The following is a 7,488-nucleotide window of genomic DNA, read 5'->3' as shown; positions in this document are numbered from 1 at the left end:
CTGCGCCGAGTAATGCGACGGCGGCGGCTACGACCATGGTTGGGCCCATGCCGATGTTGCTGATCGCCCATGGCAGGGCGAAGGTGCCGAGTGCGGCTCCGATGCGGCTGAAGGCCGCGGCGAAGCCCGTGCCGATGCCGCGCAGGTGGCCGGGGAATACCTCGGCCGGATAGACCTGGGTCATCGTGGTGTAGCCGGCATTGAAGTAGGAGAAGGCGAGAAACAGGACGARCACGAGGATCGCTGGTGCGTTCGTCCAGACTCCGATGATCAGCAGGATACCTGCGCAGAGCCACTGCCCGGGCACGGTGAGGATTCGGCGGCCGAGCTTGTCAATCAGCAGCACACTGGTGACAACACCCGCGACCGCAAGTGCAGACAGGCCGACTCCACCGGCCCAGCCGCCGCCGAAGCCGAATTGGTTGAGCACGTCGTCGGCGAAGGTCGCGATCGCGAAGTACGGAGTGACCGCGCAGAACCAAAAACCTGCGGTRAAGAGGGTGATGCGCCAGTACTGCCTCGAGAACAGCATCCCAAAGGAGGCGCCCTTGATTTTGGTCCTGCTCTGCGCGGCCTGAGCCTCCTGGATCATCCTCAGATCGATCTCTTCGGTGATGCTGTTGTGCATCTCGGGTGATTCGACGTATCTGCGTGCGATCGCGAGTGCGTCCTCACGCCGTCCCTTCGAAATGAGCCAGCTCGGCGATTCGGGGAGGCCGATGCGGGCGAGGAACAGGACAAATGCGAGTATCGTACTCGTGCCGATTACGAGGCGCCATGGGGTGCCGGCGTCGTGCAGGAGCGTGCCGATGATGAATGCCATCATGAAACCGACGTACCAGGCGATCAGCGTCAGCCCGAGCAAACGCCCGCGGAGCTTCGGAGGAGAGAACTCTGACAGCAATGGCCCGCCGATKGAGTACTCGCCACCGATCGCGACGCCCATGACGAACCGGATGATGGCCAGCTGGATCACSGCCCCGTCCCCGGARGTTACGAAGAACTGGGCCGCTGAGGCGACCAGGAACAGGCCCATGTCCACGAGGAACATGGGCTTGCGTCCGAACTTATCAGTAGCCCACCCGGCCAGCGGGGAGCCGACGAAGATACCAGCCAGCGGGCCCGCAGCGATCATGCCCAAAGAGAGTGCGTCCAGCTGGAGATCTGACCGCATGGGTCCGGTGACGGGGCCGATGATTCCGAGGATGTAACCGTCGAGGAACATCCCGCCGATGAAGACGGCGACAAGCCGCACCATGAAGCGGCGTTTGAACTTGGAGCTGGTCTCATTTGGTATGGAGGTGTCGACGGAGGCCGTCGTCCCGGTCGGATGGGTCATTGAGATTTGTTCCCTTCTAGCTTCAGCGCAACGGCACCAGAGTGCCGTTTCCGTTTCCTAGACGCACGGACAGCCGCCGCCTTTGGCGACTGTTGGACGAGGCCTGCTGGCTCGGTCCCAGCCGATATGGCTGCCCAGGACTCGCGAGATGATTTCGGCGTTGTCGAATCGCGAAACCTACAGCGCTTCTTGGTGGTCTGTTCCGTACTGATCAATAAGCTTCGTAATATGCAACAGTGTGTGGCAGACCACAGGTATAGTCAAGCGTTTTCGTTTGATTACGCCCGGCAACGTGGCCTTCTGAGCGTTGGGGCTAACCTCCCTTCCCGCTGGCAGTGAAGTGGGACGGAGGGGCACGTCGGGGTGGGAATTCGTCTCAACTGCACGAGCGTCCCAGTTCCTTGGAACCTCGACAGCCCTGGGCACTGCCCCAATGGAGTACAAACTGGACCGGCTAAGGCACCAGGGAAGGCATTGCCGCCAACCACCTGACCCCGACCAGCATTCTGGCGTCGCTTGTCAGCCATCACCCCGACCAGATTCCAGCGGCCTCAATATATGAGAACGCCCGGCCACCCTCAAGGTCCTGGCCCCGATTCACTGACAAACCGACGGGTCAAACTACCGGAACCTCACGGATAAGGGCGCGACCATGGAGGAATCCACTCAGTTCCGGAAACAGCCCGATTGCCTGATTCGTCAACACCTGAACCGGCTCAATAAGGCCCAGAAGGGGTTGTCGCCGGAGGAGTGGCCTGACATCGATACGCCGCGCACACCTCTGGTGGCCAGGTGTGGAGAAGCGTACGTCCTGACGGCGACGAGCCGTCATCGCCATACAGAAAAGGATTCCTGCAGGCCGCCGCCTACTATTGGGACCGTTGGTCTCGGTCGGTTGGGTCAGACTCGGCAAACCTGAGAGTGCCTGGCCAACGGTGAAATGGAATTCCGCGGGTCGGCCGGCGTCAGTCCTCGTGCCGAAGGACGGCGCCCAATCGTGCCGGCCGGAAACTGTCCGGTCCTCACCGACGTCTCGAAACCTCGACGCCTCGAAACCCTAGCCATATAAGACATCTCGGCCTGAGCAATGCGGCGACGCCCGGTTAGGGGTCCCTGCCTGCACCAAGGCCGAACGCACGGCCTGGTCCTATTACTCGTCCGTACCTCTTAACCTGCTCCTACTCGCCAGCAAGTCCCGGACCGCGCTGCTGAGTCTTGACGTGACACTTGCATTTTGCAAGTATGGCCCGCATGAGCCTCTTCATCACCTGCCCGGTCGAGAGCGTCGAGCGCGCGACCGCCTTCTACACCGCCCTGGGCTGGACCCTCAACCCAGAAATGTCCGATCACAACGTGTCATGCTTCGCGATCGCGCCCGAGCAGTACGTCATGCTCGGCACCCGCGAGATGTATGCGAGCGTCGGCGGCGCCGAGGAACTGGTCGGCGGACCCGAAACGCCCTCGAAGGTCACGGTCTCGTTCGACCTCGGCAGCCGTGAAGCGGTCGATGAGCTCGTCGAACGCGCCGGTGCCGCCGGTGGACGAATCGGTGATACCGACGATTACCCCTTCATGTACCAGCGCCAGTTCGACGACCCTGACGGTTACCACTACTCGCCGTTTTGGATGAAGCCGGACGCCGTTCCGACCGTGTGAGCGACCTCGCCGCGGCCCTCGATATCGTTGGCGCACGGTGGGCCTTGCTCGTCGTGGAGCGGCTGCTCGACGGGCCGCAGCGCTACGGCGATCTGCAGCGCGACCTCGGAGTGCCGACGAACATTCTCGCGGCCCGCCTGCGCGAGCTCGAAGCGGCCGGTGTACTGTCCCGTCTGCCCCTCCGGCACAACACCCGGGCCTATGCGCTGACCGATCGCGGGCTTGCCTTGCGTGAGGCGATCGTCGCGCTAGGACGCTGGGGCAGCGGGGAGGCCTAGGCCTGGCGCGGATCGCGACACGCTCCGACGAGTTGGCTGGGCACCGCCCCAGCAACATGGGGCCGGGCTTGATCCATGGAGGCGTAGAGGGCATTGAGCTGGCGGTAGAGGGTTCGGGCGATGTAGCGCTTGAGGGACCTGCGGATGATTTCGCGGTAGCCGCGGCCCTCTTGGGTGCGTTTAGCCACATACTCCCGTGTTCCGGGGTCATGGACCATCCGGGTCATGGTGATGGTGTGCAAGGCCCGGTTCAGGCGCCTATCACCGCCCCGGTTGAGCCTGTGCCGGACAGTGTTACCGCTTGAGGCAGGCAAGGAATTCACCCCTGCCAGTGAGGCGAAGGCGGCTTCGCTGCGAACCCTTCCTGGATGCGACCAAGCCGTCAGGACAGTGGCGACTGTGACAGCCCCGGCGCCCACCATCTCCAACAGCGGTGCCGCGGGGCTTTGCTGGATCAGCTCTGTCATGCGCTTCTGGTTTGCAGCCAGCTGAGTGGTTACTTCGAGAACTCGGCGCGCCAACCGAACTGCTTCCTCGCGCGCGATCGACAGTTCCATCGGCTCCTGTCGTTCCCGCCATCTGGTGATCGTGACGATTTGGGCGGGAACCAACGGTTTACGGGCGTCGATCCCAAGATCATGTGCCCGGAGCAAGGCAAGGAGCGCGTTGGCATTCAATGTTCGGTCACGGGTCAACTGATCCCGGGCTGCGCTCAGGATCCTGAGCCCGGCACGGGTTCCTTCATCCCGCCGCGGAACCCGGAGTTGGGACTCCTCCAAGCCAAGAACAGCGGCTCCGATGGCGGCGGCGTCCAACGGGTCCGATTTGCCCATCCCCCGACGGCCTCGGGCGTTCATCCGTGGAGCTTCGGCGACGTCATAACCCGCTCCGTTACTGCCCTGGCCAGCCGCGCCCCATAAGAGCCGATACCCTCAACAGCCCAAAGACACCCCATATCGCCGTCTGTCCTTCGGCCTACCCAGGCAAGTGCGCGGGAAATCCCTGCCGAGGTGGTCGGGAACTGCTCGCACGCGACCTCTCGCTTAGAGCTGGCCTCGATGATGGCGTAAGTGTGGGTGCGGGCGTGACAGTCCACACCAATAACGAACGGGCGGGTCTGCGCAACGATAGTCAACGCGGCCACCCTCCTTCCTTCTAAACGGACAAGACAGGTCGCACCACGACCGGCAGTGAACCTGGAAAGAGTCACCCCGAGGCAAAACTGTGATGAGCCACAACCCCAGAGGCTGGGCAAGCTTCTAATCAAGCCACCGACGTGAGACAGGTCAACGCCGGCCGCTCCACCCAGCGCGGACAAATCGGGGGAAACGCACCCTCAAGGGGGCAAGTTGTTTTTCGAGTCACGCACCAGGCAGAACGACCGACATCAACACTGCCAGCAGTCCCAGACCAACCGCTGCAAGACTCACAGTTGTTTTTCTGCGATGAACTAGGCTGGAGCCGTGACCCGCCTCATTCTCGCCTCGCAGTCCCCCGCCCGCACCAAACTGCTGACCGAGGCCGGCATCGAGCACGAGGTCCTCGTGTCCGACGTCGACGAGGACGCCGTCCAGGAACGCTACGGCGTCACCGATCCGCACGACACCGCCCTGCTCCTGGCCCGCGCCAAGGCTGAGGCCGTCGCGTCGCTGCCGGAAGCCGAGGGGGCCCTGGTGCTCGGCTGCGATTCCGTATTCGAGTTCGACGGCGAGTCGCACGGTAAGCCGTACACCGTGGATGTGGCGCGGCAACGGATGCTGCGGATGAGCGGCAGCAGCGGCGTCCTGCACACCGGCCACTGGCTGGTGGACTGCCGCGACACGACGGACGACGGCGGCTCCCGCGCCACACTGGGCAGCGTCGCCTCCGCTGAGGTGCACTTCATGGAGATGGAGCTCGCGGAGATCGACGCCTACATCGCCACCGGCGAGCCGCTCCACTGCGCCGGCTCCTTCACCATCGACGGCCTGGGCGGCGCCTTCATCCGGAAAGTCGACGGCGACCCGCACGCCGTCGTCGGGTTGTCGGTCTCGACCCTCCGCTCCCTGCTGGCCCAGGCGAAGGTGAGCATCACCGAGTTCTGGCAGGACCTGCCGGACCCGGCAAATCCCGGGGAGTTGTAGCTTCCCTACAAAGGACTGGCCTCTTACACACGGATTCCGCCAGCAATCTCAGCGGAATCCTCAAAATCAGGCTAGGCTCCCTGAAGGAAAGAAGGAGACGCCTTGTCAGTAAAGCCGGAGCAGTCCGCAGGTCCAGTGCATTCAAAACTCACCAAGGTTCTGATCGCGAACCGCGGTGAAATCGCCGTCCGCATCATCCGCGCAGCCCGGGACGAAGGCATCGCCTCCGTCGCCGTCTACGCCGATCCGGACCGGGACGCACTCCACGTCCGGCTCGCCGACGAAGCATATGCCCTGGGCGGCAACACGGCAGCCGAGTCGTACCTCGTGATGGACAAGCTGATCGAGGTGGCCCGCCAGTCCGGCGCCGACGCCATCCACCCCGGCTACGGATTCCTGTCCGAGAACGCCCAGTTCGCGGCCAAGGTCATCGACGCCGGCATCACCTGGATCGGCCCGTCGCCGGAGGCCATCTCCGCCCTGGGCGACAAGGTCCGCGCCCGCCACATCGCGGAGAAGGTAGGCGCCCCGCAGGTCCCCGGCACCGCCGACCCGGTTGAGTCCGCCGAGGAAATCCTGGAATTCGCGGACAAGTTCGGCCTGCCCGTGGCCATCAAGGCTGCCTTCGGCGGCGGCGGCCGCGGCATTAAGGTGGCCCGCACCCGCGAGGAAATCCCCGAACTCTTCGATTCCGCCGTCCGCGAGGCCACCGCCGCCTTCGGCCGCGGTGAGTGCTTCATCGAACGGTTCCTGGACGCCCCCCGGCACGTCGAAACCCAGTGCCTCGCCGACGCGCACGGCAATGTGGTGGTGGTCTCCACCCGCGACTGCTCGCTCCAGCGCCGCAACCAGAAGCTCGTGGAGGAGGCCCCGGCCCCCTTCCTCACCGAGGAGCAGAACCGGCGCCTCTACGAATCGTCCAAGGCCATCCTGAAGGAAGCCGGCTACCTCGGCGCAGGCACCTGCGAGTTCCTCGTCGGCCAGGACGGCACCATCTCCTTCCTCGAGGTCAACACCCGCCTGCAGGTGGAACACTGCGTCTCCGAGGAAGTCACCGGCATCGACCTGGTCCGCGAGCAGTTCCGCCTGGCCTGCGGCGAAGCGCTGGGCTACGGCGACCCCGAGGTGCGCGGCCACTCCTTCGAGTTCCGCATCACCGGTGAGGATCCGGGCCGCAACTTCATGCCCGCACCGGGCACCGTGAGCACCCTCAAGAACCCCACCGGTCCGGGCGTCCGCATTGACTCCGGCATCGAGGAGGGCGACGTCATCAGCGGCAACTTCGACTCGATGCTCTCCAAGCTGATCGTCACCGGGGCGGACCGCCCGCAGGCCTTGCAGCGTGCCCGCCGCGCCCTTGAGGAGATGGTGGTGGAAGGCATTCCCACCGTCATCCCGTTCGACCTGGCCGTGGTCAGCAACCCGGCATTCGCGCCGGCCGAGGGCCCGTTCAGCGTCCACACGCGCTGGATTGAGACCGAGTTCGTTAACGACCTTCCCGCATGGTCTCCCAACGGCGCCACGCCCGACGGTGAGGACGCCGCCGAACGCCGCACAGTGGTGGTGGAAGTGGGCGGCAAGCGCCTCGAAGTGGCGCTGCCCGCCAGCCTGGGCTTCGGCGGGGCGGCAGCCGCGGGCGCGAAGCCGGCCAAGTCCAAGAAGCGCGGCCGCACCGGCGGCGCCGCCGCTGCTGCAGGTGGCAACGCCCTCACCTCCCCCATGCAGGGCACCATTGTTAAGGTGGCCGTGGCCGACGGCGACGTCGTCGCCGAAGGTGATCTCGTCGTCGTACTTGAGGCGATGAAGATGGAACAGCCGCTCACCGCACACCGCGCCGGCACCGTCACCGGCCTGACCGCCGCGGCCGGCCAGACGGTGGCAGCGGGCGCCGTGATCGCCACGATCGAAGACTAAGGCCGCCCGAAGGCTAAGGCGGCCCGAAGGCTAGCCCCGATTTTTCATGACGGTGGGTGATGGTCGTTTGTGCGGGGCGGCGGGTTGATCTGCGGTTGTTTTCTGTTTTCGGGCAGTGTGGTGTGGCCCGGTTGGTTCGCCTGGGGGTTGGCGCCGGTTCCACTTCCGGTGATGTGCT

Annotated in this window: 5 protein-coding genes and 1 pseudogene; 4 read left to right on the top strand and 2 right to left on the bottom strand. The window is 64.7% G+C overall.

The window, feature by feature from the left end; all coding sequences use genetic code 11:
* The coding region (locus AC1DFE_RS23520) for an MFS transporter (protein WP_476908246.1) at nucleotides 1–1,339 on the bottom strand (1,339 nt) is incomplete at its 3' end.
* Nucleotides 1,340–2,590: 1,251 nt separating this feature from the next.
* Between AC1DFE_RS23520 and AC1DFE_RS23515 the strand changes: the two genes are divergently transcribed.
* Together AC1DFE_RS23515 and AC1DFE_RS23510 are read left to right on the top strand one after the other, a co-directional pair.
* A complete protein-coding gene (locus AC1DFE_RS23515) occupies nucleotides 2,591–2,995 on the top strand; it encodes a VOC family protein (protein ID WP_476908245.1) in 405 nt (134 codons plus the stop codon).
* Nucleotides 2,992–3,273: a winged helix-turn-helix transcriptional regulator gene (locus AC1DFE_RS23510; RefSeq protein ID WP_476908244.1), complete on the top strand. Its 282-nt coding sequence runs from the start codon at nucleotides 2,992–2,994 to the stop codon at nucleotides 3,271–3,273. The genes AC1DFE_RS23515 and AC1DFE_RS23510 overlap by 4 nt, the downstream gene beginning before the upstream one ends.
* On the opposite strand, the pseudogene AC1DFE_RS23505 reads toward AC1DFE_RS23510, so the two are convergent.
* Nucleotides 3,270–4,408: pseudogene (locus tag AC1DFE_RS23505) on the bottom strand (IS110 family RNA-guided transposase). The gene AC1DFE_RS23510 and the pseudogene AC1DFE_RS23505 overlap by 4 nt on opposite strands.
* 328 nt (nucleotides 4,409–4,736) lie before the next feature.
* Here AC1DFE_RS23505 and AC1DFE_RS23500 point away from each other — a divergent pair.
* Nucleotides 4,737–5,396 carry a Maf family protein gene (locus AC1DFE_RS23500; RefSeq protein WP_476908243.1) on the top strand — a complete coding sequence of 220 codons (660 nt, stop codon included), beginning with the start codon at nucleotides 4,737–4,739 and terminating at the stop codon, nucleotides 5,394–5,396.
* Between the two features lie 102 nt (nucleotides 5,397–5,498).
* Nucleotides 5,499–7,310 (top strand): acetyl/propionyl/methylcrotonyl-CoA carboxylase subunit alpha, encoded by a 1,812-nt coding sequence (locus AC1DFE_RS23495; RefSeq protein ID WP_476908242.1) that lies wholly within the window; start codon nucleotides 5,499–5,501, stop codon nucleotides 7,308–7,310.
* Nucleotides 7,311–7,488: the final 178 nt, after the last annotated feature.

The organism is Arthrobacter sp. 05T423 (genome assembly GCF_056396245.1).
The sequence above is the reverse complement of the archived record's forward strand: the minus strand, read 5'-3'. Positions and strand labels throughout refer to the sequence as shown.